The sequence below is a fragment of the Pseudomonas sp. RIT-PI-a genome (assembly GCF_001187875.1).
Taxonomy (GTDB): Bacteria; Pseudomonadota; Gammaproteobacteria; order Pseudomonadales; family Pseudomonadaceae; genus Aquipseudomonas; species Aquipseudomonas coleopterorum.
In genome coordinates, this window is the sequence record NZ_LGIR01000012.1 from 165,699 (window position 1) to 185,174 (window position 19,476).

Annotated in this window: 12 protein-coding genes; 7 read left to right on the forward strand and 5 right to left on the reverse strand. The window is 65.7% G+C overall.

Translation table 11 applies throughout. The features are described 5' to 3' along the window. The first annotated feature begins 10 nt into the window (after window positions 1–10). Window positions 11–292: a type II toxin-antitoxin system Phd/YefM family antitoxin gene (locus AC788_RS07165; protein WP_236690488.1), complete on the forward strand. Its 282-nt coding sequence runs from the start codon at window positions 11–13 to the stop codon at window positions 290–292. Window positions 293–431: 139 nt separating this feature from the next. On the opposite strand, the gene AC788_RS07170 is transcribed toward AC788_RS07165, so the two are convergent. Continuing rightward, on the reverse strand, window positions 432–977 hold the full coding sequence (locus AC788_RS07170) for an RNA polymerase factor sigma-70 (RefSeq protein WP_082223605.1): 546 nt from the start codon (window positions 975–977) through the stop codon (window positions 432–434). A gap of 238 nt (window positions 978–1,215) precedes the next feature. On the opposite strand from AC788_RS07170, the gene AC788_RS07175 reads away from it, so the two are divergent. Then, window positions 1,216–1,419 (forward strand): MbtH family protein, encoded by a 204-nt coding sequence (locus tag AC788_RS07175; RefSeq protein ID WP_049859981.1) that lies wholly within the window; start codon window positions 1,216–1,218, stop codon window positions 1,417–1,419. A 176-nt stretch (window positions 1,420–1,595) separates the two neighbouring features. On the opposite strand, the gene AC788_RS07180 is transcribed toward AC788_RS07175, so the two are convergent. The 4 genes from AC788_RS07180 to AC788_RS07195 all read right to left on the reverse strand — a co-directional run bounded on the left by AC788_RS07180 (window position 1,596) and on the right by AC788_RS07195 (window position 7,970). Continuing rightward, window positions 1,596–3,767 (reverse strand): TonB-dependent siderophore receptor, encoded by a 2,172-nt coding sequence (locus tag AC788_RS07180; protein WP_049859982.1) that lies wholly within the window; start codon window positions 3,765–3,767, stop codon window positions 1,596–1,598. Between the two features lie 99 nt (window positions 3,768–3,866). Beyond that, window positions 3,867–4,886: a GNAT family N-acetyltransferase gene (locus AC788_RS07185; protein WP_049859983.1), complete on the reverse strand. Its 1,020-nt coding sequence runs from the start codon at window positions 4,884–4,886 to the stop codon at window positions 3,867–3,869. Between the two features lie 167 nt (window positions 4,887–5,053). After that, complete coding sequence (gene fhuB, locus AC788_RS07190) at window positions 5,054–7,042, reverse strand: Fe(3+)-hydroxamate ABC transporter permease FhuB (RefSeq protein WP_049859984.1); 1,989 nt, start codon at window positions 7,040–7,042, stop codon at window positions 5,054–5,056. Continuing rightward, on the reverse strand, window positions 7,035–7,970 hold the full coding sequence (locus AC788_RS07195) for an ABC transporter substrate-binding protein (RefSeq protein WP_049859985.1): 936 nt from the start codon (window positions 7,968–7,970) through the stop codon (window positions 7,035–7,037). The genes fhuB and AC788_RS07195 overlap by 8 nt, the downstream gene beginning before the upstream one ends. A gap of 202 nt (window positions 7,971–8,172) precedes the next feature. Between AC788_RS07195 and AC788_RS07200 the strand changes: the two genes are divergently transcribed. The 5 genes from AC788_RS07200 to AC788_RS07220 all read left to right on the forward strand — a co-directional run bounded on the left by AC788_RS07200 (window position 8,173) and on the right by AC788_RS07220 (window position 19,463). After that, entirely contained in the window at window positions 8,173–9,819 is a 1,647-nt protein-coding gene (locus AC788_RS07200) for a cyclic peptide export ABC transporter (RefSeq protein ID WP_049859986.1), read from the forward strand. A 192-nt stretch (window positions 9,820–10,011) separates the two neighbouring features. After that, window positions 10,012–10,773: a thioesterase II family protein gene (locus tag AC788_RS07205; RefSeq protein WP_152965722.1), complete on the forward strand. Its 762-nt coding sequence runs from the start codon at window positions 10,012–10,014 to the stop codon at window positions 10,771–10,773. Window positions 10,774–10,801: 28 nt separating this feature from the next. Next, window positions 10,802–11,782, forward strand: coding sequence for a TauD/TfdA family dioxygenase (locus AC788_RS07210; RefSeq protein WP_049859987.1), 981 nt, complete (start codon window positions 10,802–10,804; stop codon window positions 11,780–11,782). A gap of 47 nt (window positions 11,783–11,829) precedes the next feature. Then, a complete protein-coding gene (locus tag AC788_RS07215; protein ID WP_049859988.1) occupies window positions 11,830–16,320 on the forward strand; it encodes a condensation domain-containing protein in 4,491 nt (1,496 codons plus the stop codon). Beyond that, entirely contained in the window at window positions 16,317–19,463 is a 3,147-nt protein-coding gene (locus tag AC788_RS07220; RefSeq protein WP_049859989.1) for a non-ribosomal peptide synthetase, read from the forward strand. Before AC788_RS07215 ends, AC788_RS07220 begins: the two co-directional genes overlap by 4 nt. Window positions 19,464–19,476: the final 13 nt, after the last annotated feature.

Sequence of the window (19,476 nt, forward strand, 5' to 3'; positions counted from 1 at the left end):
GGCAAGACGCATGAGTGCATCATCAACCCGAGTTCAGCGCGCGGTCTCCGCTACGGCGATGGCTGGGTGTTTCAGCGTGCACCTGGAAGCTGTCACCAGCGGCGCCGTCCCGCATCTGGTTATCATCGATGATCACGAGCCAGCCGCCGTGCTGCTGAGCGTCGACGCTTATCAAGCGCTGCAGGATGAGCTTGAAGATCTGCGTTCTGAACGTCTAGCCATCGAGCGCCTGCCTGGCATAGACAGCGATGTGACCTTGAGCCTGGAAGAAATGAACGCCCGGTTCGAATAGGCATTTGTGCCGTACACCTGCGTTCTTCGTTACCAGTGGGTGACGGATACAAAGCCCGATCTACCAAGCAATCCTGAAGCTTCCTGCGAATGATGTTCGAACGCCACGAACATCACCTGCCCATCACACCTTCCAAATCCTAGAAACCCGCCCCGGCTCCCACGAACTTCCGGCAGTGCACCGACGCGTCGCGAATCATGAAATTGACCAAAGTAGGCGAGACGCCCAGCTCGGTGGCGATGTCCTTCTGTGGTTTGCCGTGCACGCGGTACATCAGGAAGGCGTAGCGGGCGCGCTTGGGCAGTTGGGCCAGGGCGCGGTCGACCTTGCCCAGGGTCTGGCGGTCGACGTTGATCGATTCCGGGTTGGACATCTGGGGGACTGTGTCGAGGGTCTGGTCGTCCTGAACGAAGTAGCGCTGTTCGGTGGCCTGCTTGCGGTAGTGGTCGATGGCCAGGTTGCGCACGATGCGGAAGATGTAATTGAGCTGGGCGTTGAAGGGCAGCATGCCGGCTTTCATTCTGCGCACTCGCAGATAGGCATCCTGCACGACATCTTCGGCGTGGCTGCGGCATCCGGTGATTTGCGCGGCGATTTTGATCAGGCCCTGGCGGTGCGAAATGAGTGTCTGCAGCAGCGAGGGGAGGTCGTGGAGTGAGTTATCCGGGCTACGTGAATCCTGCATGTTGATACCTGCGGCGGGCAGTGACAGAAAGTATGTCCTCATGTAACGGCGCTCAAAGTAGAGTTGTTGATTCTCATTGTCAAATGAGAAATTGTTCTATTCATAGGTTTTGTGGATCGCGTGAAGGAATTAGCCCGCTCGTCAAATGGAGGCTAATTTTGGGTGGGTGTGGAACGTCTCTGAGGGGTAGGCCTGTGCTACGCGCAGGTACGTTGGGTAATTTTCAGGAGGCAAGGCAATGGCGTTCGACCGCGAAGACACGATGTTTCTGGTAGTGATGAATCACGAGCAGCAGTACTCGATCTGGCCCGATTTCAAGGCCGTGCCGGCGGGTTGGTCAACGGTGAGGGAAGCGGCGTCCAAGGCCGAGTGCCTGGCCTGGATCGAAGCCAACTGGACGGACATGCGCCCGGCCAGCCTGCGTGAAGCGATGGGGGCTTGAGGAAGTACGCGTGACCGCGCGGCGCGTGGCAGGGTCACGCGCCGTTGTCATTTTGGGGACCCCGAGCATGTGAGGTGGCCGAAGTGAGGCGGGTCTTGGCGACGATCAGCTCCTTTGGGGTCCAGATGGATCTGGTACCTGCCAGAGGGGCCGATCGCCGTGTGTCTGGTCAGCCGTTACCAGCGGTAGTTGACCGAACCGATCAGCGCTCGCTCGTCGCCGTAGCGGCATGAGGCGTTGCAGAACAGGTACTTCTCGTTGGCGACGTTTTGCGCCTTCATGGCCACGGTCCAGTTCTTGTCGACTTCATAGGTGACTTTCGCGTCGAACAGGGTGTAGGCGGAGACCTTTTCGTTGGCGTCCGAGCTGGACGTACGACTGGTGCCCATGTAGCGGGCGCCGCCGCCGACCACGACCTGAGGCAGGCCCAGGACGGTCAAGCGGTAGTCGGCCCACAGGTTCGCCATGTGATAAGGCACGCCGTCGATGCGCGTGCCCACGCGGGCGGACACGGCATCGTCGGTGATCTTCGCATCGGTGTAGGTGTACGAGGCGGTGGCGCTGAGGTTCGGGGTGATGTCCGCTTTGGCCTCGAGCTCCACGCCCCGCGCGCGGGTTTCGCCGAACTGCACGGTGTTGCCGGTGAGGTCGGTGCTCAGCGAGTTCTTCTGCTTGAGGTCGTAGACCGCAGCGCTCAGCAGGGCCGTGGTACCGGGCGGGGTGTAGCGCACGCCGATCTCGTACTGCTCACCCTCGGTCGGATCGAACGAGGTGTTGGCGTTGGCGTTGAAGACGTTCGCCGGCAGGAACGACTGGCTCCAGCTGATGTACGGGGCCAGGCCGTTGTCCGCTTGGTAGACGAGGCCGACACGGCCGGTGGCTTTCTTGTCATCGCGTGGCGTGCGGGCGCCGCTGGCGAAGTTGTAGGTGCGGCTTTCGGCCCAGTCCTGGCGACCGCCCAGCAGCAGAATCCACTTGTCGTCGAACTTGATCTGGTCTTGCAGGTAGACGCCCGCCTGGGCGCTGTGCAAGTCCGAGCCGGTGTTGGCGGATGTGGCGTTGGTTGGCACGCCATACACCGGGTTGGCCGGGTTGAATATGGAGTTGGCGCCGGCGAAGCGATGGGAGTCGTAGGTCTTGTGGTAGTAGTCCACGCCCGCCAGCAGGGTGTGCTGCCAGCGGCCGCTGTTGAGGGTCCATTGCACGTTGTTGTCGCTGGTCCAGCCTTCGGAGCGTTCGCGGCGGATGCTGGGTCGGCGCGCCAGCTGGCCCCGGTTGCGCAGGGCGGCGCTGCCGGTGTCGGCGACCTGCATGTAGTCCCAGCTCAGGTCCGCCTCGAAGTGGCGGAGCGAGTGGCGGATTTTCAGGTCGGGGGTGAAGTCGTGTTCGAACAGGTAGCCGATGCTGGTCGAATAGTTGTTGTAGGGATCGAAGCCGCGCTCGCCGGTGAACAGGTCACGGTCGACCTTGGGGTAGCGGGTGCGGGACGAAGTGGTCAGGTCGAAATCCAGCGGCGGTGCGAAGCCGGTTCGGGTTTCCTGGTAGTTGGCCAGGAGGGTCAGCGAGGTGCTGTCGTTCGGGCGCCAGGTGAAGGCGGGGGCGATGTAACGGCGGTCGTCGTCCGCGTCGGTGGTCTGGGTGTCGCTGTCGCGCCACAGGCCGGTGAGACGATAGGAGAACTGCCCGGCGTCGTCGATCGGGCCGCCCAGGTCGAAGCTGTACTGTTTGCGTGCATGGCTGCCGTACTCGACGTTGACTTCATGCAGCGGCGTATCGGTCGGGCGTTTGGTGATGGTGTTGATCAGACCGCCCGGCGACAGTTGGCCGTACAGCACCGAAGAGGCGCCCTTGACCACTTCCACGCGCTCCAGGCCGTAGGGTTCGATGCCGCCGTCATACACGCTGCCTTGCAGTTTCATGCCATCGCGCAGAATGCCGCCCGTGCCCGAGCCGACGTTGAAGCCGCGGATCACGAAGTCGTCGGCGACCCGGCTGAACCCGCCGGGCTGGGCGATCACGCCTGGTGTGTAGCTCAGGGCCTCGGCCAGGGTGTCGGTCTTGCGGTTGTCCATCTCGTCGCGGGTGACGACCGAAATCGACTGCGGAATGTCCTTGATCGCCGAATCAGTCTTGCTCGCGCTGGTGCTGCGCGTGGCCACCGGACCCCGGATCTGGCCAGTCGGGTTCTCGAGGACCCTGGCGTCGATGTTGGTTTCCTGCAGCTCCAGGGTGCCGCTCGAGGCGGCAGTGCTGGCGCTGTCGGCGGCGTAGGCTGTACTCAGTGGCAAGCCACCGAGCAACAGCGCCAGTGTCAGCGGATGGTAGACGAAGACTTTTTTTGCGGGCATGGCGGCTCCTGAGTATGAAGTGTTGTTTTTCTGGTGAGTTGAAATCATGTCGCCCGCTGCATGATCCCCATCAAGCAGCGGGCGTCCCATTGGCGGCGGTTACGGGCAGTACTCGTCGAAGAACGTCTCGCGTTCCAGGCGCAACAGGGCGGCTTGCTTGTGCGGAAGGGTGATGGTCTTGAGCCTGCCGTAGCCCTGGGATTCGAGGAAGCCGATCTGCCGGGTGTGGTCGATCCGCGGTTCGCCGAGGATGCGCTGGGTGCGCGGCTCGTCGATGAACATGTAGTGCATGAGCGAGCGGAACCAGCCCTTGAGCTTGCCGGCGCTCTGGTGCTTGCTCTCGCCGACCACCACGTGCCAGCCACGGTCGTGGTCCTGGACGTCGTAATAGGGAGCGATGCGATCTTCCTTGCACCAGTAGATCTCGAAGTAGGCGAACGGCTCGCCGTCGTAGCTGCCGATCAGCGGCAGCACCCGTGGGTCATCGAGCATTTGTTGCAGGTATTCGGCGTGTTCTTCGGGGCTGCCGGTCTGCTCCCAGAAGAACGCGACCTGCTCAAGGTTCATCCAGCGATTGAAGCGTTCCAGGTCCAGACCGATGTCGACGGTGCGCAGGGTGAATGTGGTCTTCAAACCCGGCAGTTCGCGGCGGTAGACCTCGCCATGCGGGATCGGTGGTCGCTGTGGGTGACGCTTGTCGCCGCTGAACGTGTAGCGCAGCGGCATGCCGGCGGCCGATGGAGTGGTGAGCCAGGGCAGCGGGTGTTGCCAGAAGCTGCTGCGGGCGCAGACCAGGCGTGCGGTGCGGCCGTCGTGGCCTAGAAGGGTATCGAACACCCCCTCACGCACCGCGTCGCGCGCGCGGTCGAGGGCGAGCGGGGCGCTGACTTCAAGCTGCGGAACGCGTGACGAATTGCAGAAGACCTGACCGAGCAGCGCGAGCAGGCCGCTGACCGGGAACGCCACGGGCAGGTTCTCCAGCCGCACATGGCCGTCCTGGCGGAAAAAGTGCACCGGTTCGATCCCTTCGATTGCCAGACTGCCGTTGCCATCGTCCGCCACCTGGGCGATCACGTGGCGGCCGTCGGCCAGGGGCAGGGTGAAGTTCGGCGTGGTCATGGTGCTTCTCCGTGAGTGGCTTCTCGCGTGGGCCAGCGCGCAGGAACCTACCGGGTACTGACCGGTCGGGTGGTTCCAGGGCATAGCTTAGGTAGAATTGTAACGAATGGGAATCGTAATTATTTAAGGTTGATTCCCATCTTTACCTGCTTCCTTGCTGATTCTGCTCAGCGCTTGCGCACCAGGAGCCACATGAAATACGGCCCGCCGATGAAGGTCGCTAAGATCCCCGCCGGGATCTGCCACGGGAACACCAGGTTGCGGCCCAGCCAGTCGGCCAGCACCAGCAGCGTGCCGCCGAGCATGGCCGAGAGCAGCAATTGCGCGATCGGCCGGCGTGCGCCGAGCATCCGTGCGATGTGGGGCGCGATCAGGCCGACGAAACTCAAGGGGCCGACGGCCAGCGTGGCGGCTGCGGTCATCACGGCGGTCAGCAACAGCAGGACCAGGCGGCTGCCGCCCAGGGATATCCCCAGCGCCCGCGTGCGCTCGGCGCCCAGGGGCATGATCGCCAGCCAGCGGTTGCACAGCGGCGTGACCAGCAGGAACAGCACCGCCAAGGCACTGACGACCAGCGCCTGGCCGGCGTCGATGCGATAGGTCGAGCCGGTCATCCAACTGAGCATGAGCAGCACCCGGGAATCGCCGCTGACCATGAACAAGGCGGCGAACGCATTGAGCAGGGTGCTCAGCGCGACGCCGGTGAGCAGCATGCGGTCTGGCGCGAAGGCGCTGCGCCAGCTCAGCGCGACGATGGCCAGCAACGCGATCAGGGCGCCGGCGATGGCCGCGGCCAGCAGCACCCAGGGGTTGAAGCCGGGGACGATGACCAGCACCAGAATGCCGCCCAACGCCGCACCGGAACTGACACCGAGCATTTCCGGGCTGGCCATCGGGTTGCCGGTCATGCGTTGCATCAGGGTGCCGGCCAGGGCCAGCAGCACCCCAGCGGCGAACGCGGCGGCCACCCTGGGCGCGCGCCAGGGCAGCAGCGCATCGAAGGTCGCACCGCTGCTGAAATACCAGCCGTCCGCGCCGCGTCCCCAGGTCAGCGCGAGGTAAACGGACACGACCAGCACCGCAAGCAGTACCCAACGGGTCCGTTTGAGGGAAAGGGAGCGAACGTTGCCGGCGTTGGCGGGTGGATTGATGCGGGTCTCATGCAGACGGCTCAGCAGCACTAGCAGCAGCGGCGCGCCGAGAAAGGCGGTGAAGATGCCCGTGGGCATTTCGGCACCCAGCACGCGCGCCGAGGCCTGGACCAACTGGTCGGCGAGCACCAGCAGCAAGGCGCCGAACACCGGCGCCCAGATCAAACGCTGGCGCAATGTGCGAGCGCCGGCCAGTCGGGCCAGGGCCGGGCCGGCCAGGCCAAGGAAGCCGATCACGCCGACGCTGGCGATGGTGCTGGCGCTCAAGGCCACGGCCACGCTCAGGGCCAGCAGGCGCATGCGCCCAGGCGACAGGCCGAGGCTACCGGCCGTGGCGTCATTAAGGCCAAGAACTTCCAACGGCCGAGCGAGCAGGGCGGCGAGCACGGCCACGGCCGCCAGACGAGGCGCCAGGTGATACACATCCTGCCAGCTGTTCTGGTTCAGCGAGCCTGATTGCCAGATGAACAGGTTGTTCAAGACCTCATGGTTGGCCAAGACCAGCAAGGTGCTCAACGTCGCGCAGTACAGGTTGATGATCAGCCCGGACAGGATCAGCGCCACCGGTGACATGCGTCGGCTCCAGGCCAGGCCCAGCACCGCCAGCATGCCCAGTCCGGCACCGATGAGGGCGACGCCTTCCTGACCACCGTCGAGCAGGCTCGGTGCGTAGATCGCACAGGTGGCCAGGGCCAGGTGGGCTCCAGAGGCAACCCCGAGCGTGGTCGGTTCGGCGATCGGATTGCGCAGCACTTGCTGGAAGATCACCCCGGCCAGCGCCAACGCGGCGCCGACCACGAGGCTGACGACCAGGCGCGGCAGGTAGCTGTAACGAACCAGCAGGGCTGAGAAGTCGTCGGGTATCACCGAGCCGAATACGTGATCCCATGACCCGTGTGCAAGCAGTGAACTGGCCTGCTGCACGCTCAACGCCAGTGCGATCAGCAGCAGTCCAAGGGCCAGCCAGGCGGGCTGGCGACGCAGGCGTGAAGGGGAATCAGGCATGGTCGGCTTCCATGGCGAGCAACTGCTCGGTGATCGAGAGGGCCAGGCGTTGCGCGGTCAGCAGGCCGCCGCTGGGGTAGAAGCGTGGCAGCGCCCGAATGCGGCCCTCGCGGATCATCGGCAGGGCGCGCCAGATGGGGCTGTTGTCCAGGCGGCGCTGCGCCGCGACCGCTTCGCGGGGGTTGGTGTAGTAGAGGAATGCGGCATCCGGGTGTTCCAGCAGCGTCTCGATGCCCACCGCCGGGCTGCCGCCCCAGGCGTTGGTACGCCCTTGGTAGGCGTTGCGCAGGCCCAGGCGGTCGAGCACGGCCTGGTACATGCCCTTGGCGCCGAAAAGCAGCAGGTGACGGCCATCCGGATTCAGTCGTGCGATGTACACCGGGCGGTCCTTGACCGGGGTGAGCCTGGCACGCAGGCTTTCGAGCAACTGGTCGGTCTGTTCCAGCAAGGCTTGCGCCTGGGCACGACGGTCGACCAGCGCGCCGAGGTCGAGCAACACTTGCCCGGCATTGCGATAGGGCTGGGCGTTCGCCGCATAGATGTCGAAGGTGCGCAGCGGCGCGATACGCTGCAGCAGGGTACCCTCGAGCTGCCAGGACGTGCCGATGATCAGGCCGGGTGCCAGGCGTTGCAGGTATTCCAGGTTGGGCTCGATACTCGGGCCCAGGTCGATGACATCTTCGGGCAGGGAGGGCTGAGCGACGAACTCGCGATAGAAACCGGCGTTGACCACGGCACGGGGCACGACGCCCAGGCCCAGCAGGCTTTCGGTGAGGGCGGGCTCGAAGCTGACGATATCGACTTTCGGCGCTGCTTGGGTTACGGCGGTTGGCACGACAGCGTCGGCAGCGCCGACCAGAGACGAACCGCACAGTGCGGCTGGCAGCAGCGCCAGGCCGGTCAGGGCTCGACGGCGGGTAAGGGACATTGCAGGCTGACTCCGAAGCAGAACGATCGCCTCCTGGCGAGAATGGGAGTCTATAGCAACTGCGTTTGCTTCCCAATACCCTGTAGGCATATGGACTTTAACGCGGTAAAGAATCAACCGCCGGCTTCGTTTACCTGTGTAACCCCAACTATCGACGGCGACAGGCGTGATGCCTGCGCCCGCCGACTCTCAAGGAGACCCCATGTCATTGTTCGGTATGCTGGTTCGCGCTTCGCGCACGCGGTTGGGCGTGGCCATCGGCGCGAGCCTGGTCTGCGGCCTGGCCAACGTGCTGCTGGTGGCGCTGATCAACCAGGCCCTGAACGCATCGCTGCAAGACCTCACCGGTTACGCGCTGCCTTTCGTGCTGGTGATCGCCCTGGTGATGGGCAGCCAGGTGCTGTCCCGGGCGCTGTTCGCGCACCTCAGCCAGCAGGGCCTGGCCACCTTGCGCTTGCACATCTCCCGGCATGTGGTCGCGGCGCCGCTGCGGGGGTTGGAAACGGCGGGGCGCGGGCGCATCCAGGCGGCCTTGGCCGACGACACCACCACCTTGTCGAACTTCTTCACCGGGTTTCCCATGCTGGTGACCAGCGCCGTGGTGGTGCTGGGTTGCCTGGGGTACCTGGCCTATCTGTCGTGGGCGATCTTTCTGGTCTCGGTGCTGGCCATCGGTCTCGGTTCGCTGGGCTATCACCTGTGCCATTCGCACATGCTTCAGTATTTTCGCAAGGCCGGCTCCAGCCAGGACGAACTCTTCGGTCATTTCGACGCCATGGTCTCGGGTGCCAAGGAGCTCAAGCTCAACCGCTCCAAGGCGCAGCGCTTTCTCGACGAGGTCTTGGTCGGCGCCGTCGAGCAGGTGCGCCACAACCGTGCCAAGGGGCTGATGCTGTTTGCCATCACTGGCGGCTGGGGACGTTTGCTGTTCCTGGTGCTGATCGGTGTGGTGCTGTTTCTGCGCTTGTGGATTCCTTCCGACGCGGCGGTGATCACCGGCTACGTGATGGTGTTTCTGTACATGATGGGGCCGCTGGAAGGGGTACTGCTGAACCTGCCGCAGATGAGTCAGGCGCGGGTCGCCAGTGCGCGTATCGAAGCGACCCTGGCGCAGTTGAAGGCTGAAACCCAGCGGCAGACCCCCGTGCCGTCGCCGGCGCCCAAAGGCGTGACCCTGGCGCTCGACGGCCTGACCCATGGTTACTTCAGCGAGCGCGAGGACGAAGTGTTCACCCTCGGCCCGGTGCAACTGACCCTCAAGCCCGGCGAAATCACTTTTCTGGTGGGAGGCAACGGCAGCGGCAAGACCACCCTGGCCAAGCTGATTGCCGGTCTGTATCGCCCGGAAAGCGGCGTGGTACGCGTCGATGGTCGAGCGGTCGGCGAGGATGAGTGGGATGACTATCGCCAGCTGTTCTCGGCGGTCTTCTCCGACTTCCACCTGTTCGACACCTTGCTCGAAGCGCCGGATGCGAGCGTGGATACCCAGGCCGGCGAGTGGCTGGCGAAGTTGCATCTGGATCACAAGGTCAGTGTCAGCAACGGTTCGTTCTCCACCCGTGAACTGTCCCAGGGGCAGCGCAAGCGTCTGGCGCTGATCGTTGCCTGTCTGGAAGGCCGGCCCGTCATCGTGTTCGACGAGTGGGCGGCGGACCAAGACCCGGCGTTCCGCGAGGTGTTCTACTGCGAGTTGCTGCCCGAACTGCGCGCCCAGGGCAAGACGCTGTTGATCATTTCCCACGACGACCGTTACTTCCATCTCGCCGATCAGTTGATCAAGCTCGAGCGCGGCCAGATCGTCCATCGCGAGGCGTCGACCCAGGCGGCGCCCTTGCAGCCTGTGGTCTGACACCTCTCGCCAGCAGCCTGGGCGGAGTTTGCCCAGGCTGCTCAGGACAGGCCGCGATTCCTGTTCTGGTTATCCCTAAATGATAATTTTTATCAATAACGCTTAATTCTGCACCGTTTTGTTTCGTCCTTATCAGCAGTGTTCCAGGCAAGGCCACTCCGGCTTGCCGACTGCTTTTAAGGAGATCGCGCAGTGTCCGTCCCACCCGATTGCATCCGCCTGTTCTGCTTCGCGTGTTCCGGGGCGAGCGCCATGCCGTTCGCCGCATGGCGTGCCGTTTTGCCGGCCTGGATCGACGTGCAGCCGGTCGAGCTGCCCGGTCATGGCCATCGCAGTGACGAGCCGTTGCAGGTGGACATGCCGAGCCTGGCCGCCACCCTGGCGGACGAACTGGCGTCCTTGATCGATGGGCCTTACCTGATGCTCGGCCACAGCGTCGGCGGGGTGGTTGCCCTGGAAGTGGCCCACGCCCTGGTCGCTCGAGGCCTCGAAGCGCCCAGCGCCCTCATCACCGTTGCCAGCACCGCGCCCAGCCAGCGGGCTGGCAACCCACAGGCGCAGCCCATGAGCGATGCCGAGCTGTTCGCCGAGTTGCAGCGGCTGGACGGCACGCCCCAGGTCGTGCTCGACGACCCCGAGTTGCTGGCCATGGTGTTGCCGGTGTTACGCGCCGATTTCCTGCTGGGTGAGCGCCATCGGCCATCTTGCCGCGAGCCGCTGCCGTGCGCGCTGCATGTGTTCGGTGGGCGCGACGACAGCATCGCGGTCGGCGCTCTGGCGGCCTGGGAAATGGAATGCACAGGGCCGTTCCGGATGGAAATGTGCGCCGGCGGGCATTTCTTCCTGCACCGCCAGCGTGCCGACTTTCTACGCCGATTGGTGACCCTGGCCAAGGCCTATCGCCCCTCGCTTGCTTCTTCCTTCCTCGCGCGCGCCGGGCTGAGTCATGCCTGAGCGCGCTCCTCTGTATGCGGAGTCTTCCATGCTTGATTCACGCTTCGATGTCCGGCCTCTGCGACACGCCGATACCCCGTTGCCCCTGCTGATCGAGGCGCGCGAGCCGGGTCTCGATCTGGCCGCGTGCCTGCCTGATCTGCAGGCGCTGATCGATGAACAACTGCTCAAGGCCGGCGGTGTGCTGCTGCGTGGTTTCGACGTGCAGAACGCCGAACGCTTTCGCCGCTTCGCCGTGGGTTTCGGGTCCGATCTGCTCACTTACGAATTCGGCTCCACGCCACGCAGCAACGTGACCAGCGGGATCTACACCTCCACCGAATACCCGCCGCATCAGCACATTCCCCTGCATAACGAGCAGGCCTACACCCGCGACTGGCCGATGAAGATCTGGTTCTTCTGCCAGCAGGCCTCGCCGGTGGGCGGGGCGACGCCGATCGGTGACAGCCGGGCCATCTATCGGCGAGTGGGCGAACGGATTCGTCAGCGCTTCGCCAGCAAGGGGCTCATGTACACCCGCAACTACGGCAACGGCCTGGACGTGTCCTGGGAACAGGTGTTCAACACCCAGGACCGCAGCGTCGTGCATGCCTACTGCGAGGCCCACGGCATCGGCCTGGAATGGAAGGACGATGGCGGCCTGCGCACGCGGCAGGTCTGTCAGGCCGTGGCGACTCATCCGCGTACCGGTGACGCGGTGTGGTTCAACCAGGCGCACCTGTTCCATGTGTCCAACCTGCCCGAGGAAGTGCGTGAAACCCTGCTCGACCTGGTCGAGGAAGAGGACTTGCCGCGTAACGTCTACTACGGCGACGGCAGCGCGCTGGAGGAAACCCTGCTCGAAGACATCCGCGGTGTGATGCAGCAGGAGCAGGTCGAGTTCGCCTGGCAGGACGACGACGTGCTGATGCTCGACAACATGCTCACCGCCCATGGCCGAGCGCCGTTTCAGGGCCCGCGCAAAGTGGTGGTGGCCATGGCCGAGCCCCACGGTGCCGACGTGCGTTGAGCCACCCCCGGATTTCCCGATTTTTTGCGATTGCAGGAGGACGCCCCATGGCCATCCCACACCAGCCTCAACCCCGATCCCTCATCGAGATGCTGGCCCAGCGCGCCGAACACCAGGGCGAGCAACTGGCGCTGCGCTTTCTCGGCGACGGCAGCGAAACCACCGAACTCTATACCTACGCTCAACTCGATGCCCGGGTCCGCCACCTGGCCGCCTGCCTGGGCCAGCACACGGTGAAGGGCGACCGAGTGCTGCTGCTGATGACCAACGGTCCGGACTACATCGTGGCGTTTTTCGCCTGCCTGTATGCCGAGCTGATCGCCGTGCCCGCCTATCCACCGGAACGCAATCGGCAGTTCCACACCGAACGCCTGCAAGGCATGGCCATGGATGCCGAGCCTTCGCTGATCCTGTGTGAGCAGGCAGCACTGGATGCATCGCTGGCGTTGCGCGATGGCCTGACCCTGGCAAGCGCGCCGGTGGTCGCCAGCGTCCAGGACCTGGAGGCGCAACCGACGCGAAGCTGGCAGCCGCGCGAGGTATTGGGCGAGGCCATCGCCATGCTCCAGTACACCTCCGGCTCCACCTCCGAACCCAAGGGCGTCGAAGTCACCCACGCCAACCTGCTGGACAATCAGCGCCTGCTGCAGATGGGTTTCGGCAGCCGCCCGGGCGACGTGTTCGTCAGCTGGCTGCCGCTGTACCACGACATGGGCCTGATCGGCGGCATGCTGCAGCCGATCTACGCCGGCGTGCCGCTGGTGTTGCTGACCACCCAACACTTTCTTGCGCGCCCGGCACGCTGGCTGGAAGCGATCCACCGTTATGGCGGCACCCTGAGCGGCGGCCCGGATTTCGCTTTCCGCCTGTGTACCGAAAGCGTGCGCGACAGCCTGCTCGCCGAGCTGGACCTGAGCCGGTGGCGTGTGGCGTTCTGCGGCTCCGAGCCGGTACGCGCCGATACCCTGGCCGATTTCGTCAAGCGCTTCTCCGCGGCCGGTCTAGCGGCGACGACGCTGCATCCCTGCTATGGGCTAGCCGAAGCGACCCTGATGGTCACCAGCAACATTCGCGGTGGCCCTTACTACACGCTGCACGTGGACCACGAAGAACTGGCCCATGGTCGAGTGGTGCCCGACGCCGATGGCACCGAAGTGGTCAGCAGTGGGGGCTTGCTGTTCGACGACCAGGTGCGCCTGATGGATCCGCATACGCTGGAGCCCGTCGCAGACCATACCGTCGGTGAAATCTGGGTGCGCGGCCCCAGCGTCGCTCGCGGTTACTGGCGCAACCCCGAGGCCACGGCGAAGACCTTCCTCGATCGGCCGGACGGACGCTGGCTGCGCACCGGCGACCTGGCGTTTCTCTACAACGGTGGCCTGTTCATCACCTCGCGGGCCAAGGACGTGATCATCATTCGCGGCCAGAACCGCTACCCGCAGGACATCGAGAAAGCCGTGGAGCAGGGCGTCGACGCGGTGCGCAAAGGTCGCGTCGCGGCCTTCCCGGTGCAGGTCGACGGCCGCGAGTGCATCGGTATCGCGGCCGAGATCGGTCGCAGCACGCAGAAGAAATTCGATCCGCAGACGTTGATCGAGGCCATCGACCGCGTGGTCAGCGACACGCAGCAGGAACCGGCCAGCGTCATCGCCTTGCTGGAACCGGCGGCCTTGCCCAAGACCACCAGCGGCAAGCTGCAACGCTCGGCCTGCCGCCAGCGCCTGGAAACCGGCGAGCTGGGCGCCTATCACGTCTACCACCGCCCGCTGACGGACACCTTCGCAAGCGGCTCGGGAGATGCGCCCCAGGGCCAGACCGAGCAGCGTCTGGCTGCCATCTGGTCCGAGGTGCTCGAAGCGGGCGAGATCAGCCGCGACGATGTCTTCCTCGCCAAAGGCGGTCATTCCCTGGCGGCGGTGCAGGTGGTCGCACGGGTGCGCAGTGAGTTCGACGTCGAGCTGCCGCTCAGTGCGCTGTTTGCCGCCAGGCCCCTTGCCCAGGTCGCAGCCATGGTGGACGCTGCGCCGCGCCTGGCGGCTGGGGTGCCACTGGAACCCCTGGATATCAGCGGTCCCCACGCCATGTCGCCGGTGCAGCGCAGTTTATGGCTGGCCCAGCAGTTGGGCGGTGAGCAGGGCCGTGCGGCGTACAACATGGTTGCGCAACTGCAGCTGTGCGGTGAGCTGCGACCCGACGCCCTGCACGGCGCCTTGAATGATCTGCTGCAGCATCAGGCCAGCCTGCGCAGCGCCTTCGTGCCAGGGCCCGACGGGGTGGCCCGTGTGCACTACGCCGACCACCTCGAACTGGCCTTGCCGCTGCTCGACCTGAGCGGGCTGCGCGATGCGGAACAGAGCACCGCCCTGGCCATGGCCGAAGCCGAAGCCGCCGGGCAACCCTTCGATCTGCAGCAGGCGCCGTTGCTGCGCGTCACCCTTGTGCGCCTGAACCATCAGGAGCACCGGCTGTTGCTGAGCCTGCATCACCTGATCGGCGATGGCTGGTCGTTCGGCGTGCTGGTCCAGGCGCTGGGCGTCTTGTATCAGGCGCGCTTGACCGGTGGCGAAGCGGCGTTGCCGCCGCTGACCCTGCACTACAGCGATTACGCGGCATGGCAGAACGCCAAGGAAGGCAGCGTCGAGCGCCAGCGGGAATGGGATTTCTGGTCGGAGTACTTGAGCCGTGCGCCACAGCACCTGGCCTTGCCCACCGACCGTCCGCGTCCGACGACGCCGCAGAGCGACGGCGCCAGCGTGACCTTCCAGCTGAGCGCCGAGCAGGTGGCCCGTGCCGAAGCTCTCGGCCAGGCCCACGGTGCCAGCCTGTTCATGGTCCTGCGTGCCGCCTTCGACTGGTTGCTGCATCGCGTCACGGGGCAAAATGATCTGGTCTACGGTACCGACATCGCCGGTCGGCCCAGGGCGGAGCTGGAACAGCTCATTGGCTTCTTCGTCAACATCGTCCCGTTGCGCGCTCGGGTCGATGCGCAGCAGCCGTTCAGTCGGTGGCTGACTCAGGTCAGGGAGGATTCCCTGGCGGTCTTCGAACAGGCGGATCTACCCTTCGAACAGATCGTGGAGGCCAGCGGCGTACCTCGCGAGCGTCAGCGTAACCCGCTGGTACAGGCGCTGTTCGTGCTGCACAGCATGCCCAATGGCCAGTTCGCCGTCCCGGGGTTGAGCGCGCAGCTGCTGGCCGCGCCGGCGCAGACCTCGAAGTTCGACATGGCCCTGTTCCTTACCCCCAATGCCCAAGGGCTGAGCGGGGAGTGGGTGTTCGCCACGGCGATCCTCGACAAGGCGCGGGTGCGCGCCTGGGTCGCGGCCTGGATCGACCTGCTCGAGCAGGTTCTCGACGCACCTGAGCGGCCCCTGTCTGCGCTTGCCTTGGGTGCCTTGCAGCCTGCGCCCGTCGCGCCGGCCAGCGGTCGCTCGCGGTTGGAAGCCAAGCGCGACAAGCTCAAATCGTTCACCCGCCAGACCACGCCATCAGCAGCCACGCCGGCGGTACGCTGCACACCGCTGACGGCGGACAGCGAATTCCCGCTGGTGATCGAGCCGGTCAGCGCCGATCTCGATCCCTGTGCCTGGGCCAGTCAGCATCGGGAGTTCATCGAAACCCACCTGCGCCGTCATGCCGGTTTGCTGTTTCGAGGCTTCGGGTTGCACACCGCCCAGGACTTCGAGGCGTTCGCCGAGGCCATCCAGCCGGGTCTGTATGGCGCCTATGGCGACTTGCCGAAGAAGGAGGGCGGGCGCAACACCTACCGCTCCACGCCTTACCCAGAGCGGCAGATGATCCTCTTTCACAACGAAAGCGCCCACCTGCGCCGCTGGCCGCGCAAGCAGTGGTTCTTCTGCGAGCTGCCATCGCCCGTGGGCGGCGCGACCCCCATCGTCGACTGCCGCGCCATGTACCGCGCCTTGCCGACTGAGCTGGCCGAGACCTTCGAGCGCAAGGGCCTGCTGTACGTGCGCACCTTTACCCCCGGTTTCGATGTGGATTGGCGCGACTTCTACAAGACCGACGATCGCGCCGTGGTCGAGGCCGCCTGCCGCGAGCAGGACGTGGCGTTCGAGTGGCTGGCCAACGGCGGCCTGCAGACCCGTACGCCGTGCCCGGCGGTGATCCGCCATCCGTTCACCGGGGAGAAGTCGTTCTTCAACCAGGTCCAGTTGCACCACGACTACTGCCTGCAGGCTGACGTGCGCCGTGACCTGTTGGGCATCGTCGGCGCCGAGCACATGCCCCGCCAGGTGTACTTCGGCGACGGCACGCCCATCGACGACGGGATCATGGAGAAACTGGGCCAGCTCTACGAAGCCTGCGCGGTGCGTTTCCAGTGGCAGCGCGGCGACGTGGCGATGCTCGACAACATGCTCGTGGCTCACGCCCGCGACCCCTTCGAAGGTCCGCGGCGAATCGTCGTGGCCATGGGCGAGATGACCGACCGCAGCGTGTTCGATGACGCTGCCGCAGACACCGACGAGCGCTCGGGCCAGATGGCCGGCCTCTCTGTTCAAGGATATTCGCAATGACCGACCTGAGCCTTGATTCAAGCGCGCTGCACACCTTTGCCCTGAGCCCCGAACAGCAGGCGTGCCTGCTGGGCCGCGATCCGTCACGCCCTGACGCGGGCAGCCATCGCTTGCGCATCGCCGTGAACGCCTCGAAGGGGTCAGCCACCTTTGCAGCCGCGTTGCAACGCTATGCGGCTGGTCAGCCCGTTCTCGGAACGCGCTGGCTGCAGGTGCCCGGCTTCCTCGGCTGGCGCCAGACCTGTCCCAACCAGGGCGATGCGGTGCGTTGGGTGGAACTGGACGCCACCGCGCCCGCATTGACGCTGGAGGAAGGGGAGGTGCTGGCGGTCAGCTGGCGAGCCCTGTCCCAGGACCGTTGCGAGGTGGAATTCGTGGCGGCTGCCCTGGCCCTCGATCCGCCCAGCCTGGAGCGTCTGGCCGCCGATGTGCTGGCATCGGTGGAGGGCCGCACGCCGGTCTCCAGCGATGTGGACTATGAGCAGTATGTGCAGTGGCGCCAGGACATGGCCGCCGACGAAGACGCCGCCCAGGGTCGGGCCTATTGGCAGCATGCCGAGGTCGACCCTGCCCGCGGCACTGCGCTGCACCTGGGTGTGCGTGGCAGCTCGGCGACACCGCAGGCATCACGCCTGGACGCGCAGCTTGCCGTACCCCTGTCGACCCTGGGCGCCGCCCAGGCCGTGACGGAGGCCTTGGGGCAACCGCTGGACTTCGTTGTGCAAGGACTGTGGTGGGTGCTGTTGGGACGTTTGAGCGGGCAGCAGGCGTTCGTCTGTGGCTGGCTGCACGATTGCCGCAGCGACTACGATCACTTCGAAGACACCCTGGGCGTTTTCGAAAAAGTCCTGCCGCTGCGTGTCGAACTCGACCCTGCGGCGCTCTTCGCCCAATGGTCGCAACAGGCCGAAGGTCGTCTGGCCGATCATCTCGGCTGGCAGGAATACTGCCCGATCCAGTCACCCACCAGCACCGCGCCACTGCGGGCCGGGTTCGCCTTCGAGCACGCGCGCCTTGCGCCCGAGCAGGTGCTGGCCTACCCGAGCCGTCCGGCCTTCGAACTGCTGCTGCGCGCACGCGTCTGGGGCGGCACCCTGCACCTGGCCATCGAGGCCAGCGGGGCTGTGTACAGCGTCGCCAGCCTGGAGGGGCTGCTGGAACAACTGCGCACCTTGCTGCACACCCTGCCGGTCGATGGCGCCGTGGCCCTGGCCGATCTCGATCCGGTAGGCACGACGGAGCGCCAACGCCTGTTGGCCCTGGCCCCAGACGAGACGGCAGCGGCGGGCGAGTGGCTACCCCAGCGGCTCGCTCGGCATGCCCAGCAGACCCCGCAGGCCATCGCCCTCAGTGATGGCCAGCAGTCCCTCGATTACGCCGCGCTGCACCAAGCCGTGACTCACCGGGCCGGCTGGCTGCAAGGGCAGGGGGTCGGCGTCGGCCAGTGCGTGGCTATCGCAAGCGAGCGCTCGCTGCAGGCCGTGCTGCATATTTTCGCCGTCCTCAGCGTCGGCGCGTACTACCTGCCGCTGGAACCGAGCTGGCCCGCCGAGCGCCGCCACGACCTGCTGAGCCGGGCAGCGCCGGCGCTGGTGCTGTGTGATCCTGGGTCAAGCAGCGCCCAGGGGCCTTGGCCGAGCGCGAGCCTGGTGCAGGCGGGCAGTGAAGAACCGCTGCCGTTCCAGCCGCCGCAGCTCACCGATCAGCACCTTGCGTATCTGTTGTTCACTTCCGGCTCGACCGGGGTGCCGAAGGGTGTGCTCGTCGAACACGGTGCGCTGCGCAACTATGCCCAGGCGGCCAGTGAAGCGTTGGGCCTGGCGCCTGGCATGCGTCTGGCGCTGACCAGCCCGTTGAGCGTCGACCTTGGCCATACCTTGCTGTTCGGTGCAATGCAGGTGGGCGCCGAGCTGGTCATCGCCACTGAGGCGGATCTTGCCGAGGGTGCCGCCTTCGGCCGCTTTTTGGCTCGAGAGCGCCCGGACGTGGCGAAGTTCGTGCCGTCGCACTTCGCCGCGCTGCTGGACAACGGCTTGGCGCCGCTGCCCGGCACGCTGATTTTCGGCGGCGAAGCCACGCCGCGCAGGCTGGTCGAGCAACTGCGCGAGCAAGCGCCGTCGTTGCGCCTGTTCAACCACTATGGTCCGACCGAAACCACCGTCGGTGTGCTTTACCACCCCGTGCGGACGGACGCGCCGGACCACGATGAGCGGGTCCCGCTGAGTCGCGTGCTCGCAGGCAACCGGGTCTATCTGCTCGACGAGCGCCTGCGCCTGGTGCCCACCAATGCCCTGGGCGAGCTGTACATCGGCGGTGCGCAATTGTGCCGCGGCTATCTGGACCAGGTCGATGACGACCGTTTCATCGACGATCCCTTCCATCCAGGCCAGCGCCTGTATCGCTCCGGGGATCTGGGTCGCTACCGCGCCGAAGGTGGCCTGCAACTGGTGGGACGCCGGGATGATCAGGTCAAGTTGCGCGGCCAGCGCATCGAGCTCGGCGAAATCGAGGCGGCGCTGCTGACCTTGCCCAGCGTCGAGCAGGCCGTTGCGCGGCTGTGGGCACCCAGTGAAGGCATGGCCAGCCTGATCGCCTACGTCGTGCTTGCCCAAGGCCAGACCGATGATGCTCTGCAACCGTTACTCGCGGCATTGGCCGAGCGCCTGCCCGAGGCGCTGTGCCCGACGCGTCTGCTCGCGGTGCCCAGCCTGCCGCGTCTGGCCAACGGCAAGATCGATCGTCATGCCTTGCCCGATCCCGGCCAGCTGCTGCGTCGGACGCCGGCGCGGGCGCCGCAGAACGAGTTGCAAGCCTGCCTGCGCGATGCCATGGCCGACCTGCTGGGCTGTGCACCTGCGACGCTGGGTGTGGACGACGATTTCTTCGAGGCCGGCGGCCACTCGCTGCTGGTGATCAAGCTGGTCGCGCGCCTGCGCACCCTGTTCAAGCTCGAAGTGCCGCCGGGCCTGGTGTTCGACCACCCCGACGCCGCCCGCCTGGCCGCCGCCCTTGGTGAACTCGCCGATCCAGCGCGCCTCGAGAAGATCGCCCGTCTGCGCCGAGAGCTGGACAGCCTGAGCGACGAAGAGCGCGCCAACCTGCGCGCCCAGGCCCTGGCCGCCAAAGGGTTGGCCGCCCACTGACACCGGGCCGGCC

What these genes read in the sequence shown, in the direction of transcription:
- AC788_RS07165 (WP_236690488.1), top strand. Translation starts at nt 11, where the DNA reads ATGAGTGCATCATCAACCCGAGTTCAGCGCGCGGTCTCCGCTACGGCG.
- AC788_RS07170 (WP_082223605.1), bottom strand. Translation starts at nt 977, where the DNA reads ATGCAGGATTCACGTAGCCCGGATAACTCACTCCACGACCTCCCCTCG.
- AC788_RS07175 (WP_049859981.1), top strand. Translation starts at nt 1,216, where the DNA reads ATGGCGTTCGACCGCGAAGACACGATGTTTCTGGTAGTGATGAATCAC.
- AC788_RS07180 (WP_049859982.1), bottom strand. Translation starts at nt 3,767, where the DNA reads ATGCCCGCAAAAAAAGTCTTCGTCTACCATCCGCTGACACTGGCGCTG.
- AC788_RS07185 (WP_049859983.1), bottom strand. Translation starts at nt 4,886, where the DNA reads ATGACCACGCCGAACTTCACCCTGCCCCTGGCCGACGGCCGCCACGTG.
- fhuB (WP_049859984.1), bottom strand. Translation starts at nt 7,042, where the DNA reads ATGCCTGATTCCCCTTCACGCCTGCGTCGCCAGCCCGCCTGGCTGGCC.
- AC788_RS07195 (WP_049859985.1), bottom strand. Translation starts at nt 7,970, where the DNA reads ATGTCCCTTACCCGCCGTCGAGCCCTGACCGGCCTGGCGCTGCTGCCA.
- AC788_RS07200 (WP_049859986.1), top strand. Translation starts at nt 8,173, where the DNA reads ATGTCATTGTTCGGTATGCTGGTTCGCGCTTCGCGCACGCGGTTGGGC.
- AC788_RS07210 (WP_049859987.1), top strand. Translation starts at nt 10,802, where the DNA reads ATGCTTGATTCACGCTTCGATGTCCGGCCTCTGCGACACGCCGATACC.
- AC788_RS07215 (WP_049859988.1), top strand. Translation starts at nt 11,830, where the DNA reads ATGGCCATCCCACACCAGCCTCAACCCCGATCCCTCATCGAGATGCTG.
- AC788_RS07220 (WP_049859989.1), top strand. Translation starts at nt 16,317, where the DNA reads ATGACCGACCTGAGCCTTGATTCAAGCGCGCTGCACACCTTTGCCCTG.